At 46.5% G+C, this 3,355-nt stretch carries 4 protein-coding genes; 2 read left to right on the forward strand and 2 right to left on the reverse strand.

The window, feature by feature from the left end:
• Window positions 1-164: helix-turn-helix domain-containing protein (locus BVJ53_RS15495; protein ID WP_137295999.1), on the reverse strand; the 164-nt coding region annotated here is incomplete at its 3' end.
• 138 nt (window positions 165-302) lie between these two features.
• Window positions 303-464 (reverse strand): SPJ_0845 family protein, encoded by a 162-nt coding sequence (locus tag BVJ53_RS14125; protein WP_129302927.1) that lies wholly within the window; start codon window positions 462-464, stop codon window positions 303-305.
• Window positions 465-891: 427 nt separating this feature from the next.
• Between BVJ53_RS14125 and BVJ53_RS14135 the strand changes: the two genes are divergently transcribed.
• Entirely contained in the window at window positions 892-2,349 is a 1,458-nt protein-coding gene (locus tag BVJ53_RS14135) for an ABC transporter substrate-binding protein/permease (RefSeq protein WP_129302928.1), read from the forward strand.
• Entirely contained in the window at window positions 2,339-3,085 is a 747-nt protein-coding gene (locus BVJ53_RS14140; RefSeq protein ID WP_129302929.1) for an amino acid ABC transporter ATP-binding protein, read from the forward strand. The genes BVJ53_RS14135 and BVJ53_RS14140 overlap by 11 nt, the downstream gene beginning before the upstream one ends.
• Window positions 3,086-3,355 lie beyond the last annotated feature (270 nt).

The raw sequence follows: 3,355 nt of genomic DNA on the forward strand, positions 1-3,355 counted from the left end.
AGTGCGTCCACGCCACCCGCATCATACCGCTCTATCCACTGAACCACATGTGAAGGATGGACACCGTACTCTTCTCGAATGGCGTTAGGTGACATACCCCCCTTCACTAAACCAATATAGTAAAGCTTTTCTTCTACGCTGTATCTCGAACCTTTTCGGCCCATAAAAATACTCCTTCCTCGGCAGACAAGCTTTAATTATTTGCTTGTCTACCTCAGTAGGAGTATACCCAGCGCCGAGGGTCACCGCTTGAATCTTTTTTGGTATTCGCTTTTTTTAATACATCGAACAGAAAGACAAAGCTAGTCCCTTGCTTTTTTGTCGTCGGTCTTATGGGCTTTTTTAGCCAATTTCTCTTGATGTTTCGGATCTGGTCCGGTTGCTTGTTTCTTATCGCCAGGCAAACTCGCAAATTTATCAAACATGTCGTTCAGGTTGGTTTGAGTGTTGATCTTAAGTGCCATGCACGCCACCCCTTTCCTTGGTGAAAGTATAGCATCAACAATCCGAAGCGTCTAGGTTGCAGAGCGCGAACAGGAGCGCTTAGAAATCGGAGTGTAAGTGGCCTCAAGCTAAATGGCTGGTCTTTGGCCATTTAGGCTTGAGGTCCTTACACGGAGATTTCTGCGACTGTGAGCGCGTTTTTGCGTCGGAGAATTCAGGCCGGGCTTGGCCATTAAGACCAAGGCCCTTACACGTATGCTCCTGCGACTGTGAACGCGTTTACGCCAGAGCAAAAACTAGCGCAGTTAGCTGATAATCTAGTCGTTGCCTTGTTAGCCACGGCCGGCCTTGTCGACCACAAAAATTGTTGCAAATCAAGTTATGAATATTAGTTGCATAAAAATGAGTTTTAGCGTATAGTACGTTCTTGTAATCAAGGAGGGTATTATGACGCATTTGAAACGCTGGTTAGTCGCTTTGTTCGCAGTTTTTGCCGCGGTTGTGACCTTAAATATGCAATCCGTTCACGCTGATGACAGTCTGGTAAAGATTCAACAAAAAGGCACCATTGTCATGGGGACGAGCCCCGACTATGCACCTTATGAGTTTTTGGTGAATAAACATGGTAAGAATCAGGTTGTCGGCATGGATGTTGAGGTTGCTCGTAAAATTGCGAAAGATCTTGGCGTCAAGCTGGTGATTAAGCAGATGAATTTTAGTTCATTGCTGGTCGCCTTGCAGTCGGGTAAGGTCGATATGGTGCTTGCCGCAATGTCACCAACCAATGCCCGCCGGAAGTCGATTGACTTTTCCAATACGTATTATAAATCGGGCCAGGATATTATCATCAACAAAACCGATGCCAAGATTTATAAGGACCGCCAAAGCTTTGCCAATAAAAAAGTCGGGGTGCAAAACGGAAGTCTTCAAGAGACCTTAGCCAAAACTCAGATGAAATCAAGTACAACATTGGGACTGACAAAGGTTACTGATTTGATCTTGGCATTAAAGACGCATAAAGTGGCTGGCGTTGTGGCTGAAGGCGCGGTTGCCCAGGCGTATACGTCCAATGACGACTCGCTTGTCGAGATTCCGGGGCATTTTAACCTCTCCAGCGACACGATGGGCACGGCGATCGGTTTTGCCAAAGGATCCGATTCGTTAGTGGCAGCGGCCAATAAGAGTCTGGCGGAGATCAAACAGAAAAAGTTGATTCCGCAATATCTTAAAACGGCTGGTAGTTACATGAAGACGAATACTGAAGATACGAGTATGTTGCACTACTGGACTTATTTCCTTAAGGGGGTTGAGTATACATTACTCATCAGTGCGATTGGGGCGTTCTTCGGGGTCTTGCTTGGCACGATTTTCGCCTTATTACGGTTGAGTAAACATCGCCTGCCACATCTTATCGGCGTTGCTTATATCGAATTTGTTCGGGGCACGCCGTTGATGATTCAGGTCATGTTTGTTTACTTCGGGATCGGGATCTTCATCGACATCCCTGCGCTTGTCGCCGGACTTATCGCGGTATCGCTCAATTCCGCTGCCTATGTGGCCGAAATTATCCGAAGTGGGATTGATAGCATTCCTGTCGGTCAAACCGAAGCAGCGCGTTCGCTTGGACTGTCCGAACGGCAAACAATGACGAGTGTTGTTTTACCGCAGGCCATCAAGAACATCTGGCCGGCGTTGGGGAATGAATTTATTTCGCTGATTAAGGAAAGCTCAATTGTCTCCATCATTGGGGTCACGGACCTGATTTATCAATTGACAGTGGTTCAAACCGCGACGTACAAAGGGGTTCAACCAATTTTGGTTGCCATGGTCCTTTACTTTGTTCTGACATTCGGGCTATCCAAGCTCCTGGGTCATTTTGAAAGGAAGATGAATCATGCAGCATAAACCTTTAATTCAAATCAACCACCTAACTAAGAAGTTTGGTGATAATTTGGTTTTGAATGACATTAGTGAAACCATCAATCAAGGGGACGTGATTGTTGTGATCGGCGCATCTGGTGGCGGGAAAAGTACGTTTTTGCGCAGCCTGAATCTGCTTAACCGTCCGACACGAGGCGAGATCTTTTTTGAAGGCACCAATCTGGTTGATCTTAGTGAAAAGCAGCTCGATAATGTCCGCGAGAAAATGGGCATGGTGTTCCAAAGCTTCAATCTTTTCCCGAATATGACAGTGTTAGAGAATATCAAGTTGGCGCCGTTAAAAGTCAAAACCGTGACGGATGAAGAAGCAACTAAAACTGCCAAGGAACTTCTGGAGCAGGTTGGCTTGGGTGAAAAAGCCGATGCCTACCCAGCTAGTCTTTCCGGTGGCCAACAGCAGCGGGTGGCAATTGCCCGGGCGCTGGCGATGCATCCGGATGTCATGTTATTCGACGAACCGACCAGTGCGTTGGATCCCGAAATGGTCGGCGAAGTGCTAAAGGTTATGCAGGATCTTGCCAAAACCGGCATGACAATGGTGGTGGTAACCCACGAAATGGGCTTTGCCCGCAGTGTGGCCGACCAAGTCTGGTTCATGGACGGCGGCAAAATTCTCGAAAAAGGCACACCTGAACAACTTTTCGAACACCCTAAGGAAGCCCGGACGCAGGATTTCCTGTCCAAGATTTTGGCACAATAAGTTTTTACCTCATGACCTTATCCGGTATTTTCTGGGTGGGGTTTTTGTTTGGGTAGATATAAGATACGCTGGTAAAAATAACTTCACATGCACAGCCGCGCAACAAGTGCGTCGCTTGCAATCTAATTTTAGAATCTTTATAATGTTAAGCGAACATTTGTTTTATAAGGAGATTACGATGGCATCTGCACACATTGAGCATAAATTATCGTTGCTGCCGGATTTGCCCGGCAGTTACCAGATGAAAGATATTAACGGGAAGATTATTTA

It is taken from the genome of Lacticaseibacillus chiayiensis (assembly GCF_004123795.1).
Classification (GTDB): domain Bacteria; phylum Bacillota; class Bacilli; order Lactobacillales; family Lactobacillaceae; genus Lacticaseibacillus; species Lacticaseibacillus chiayiensis.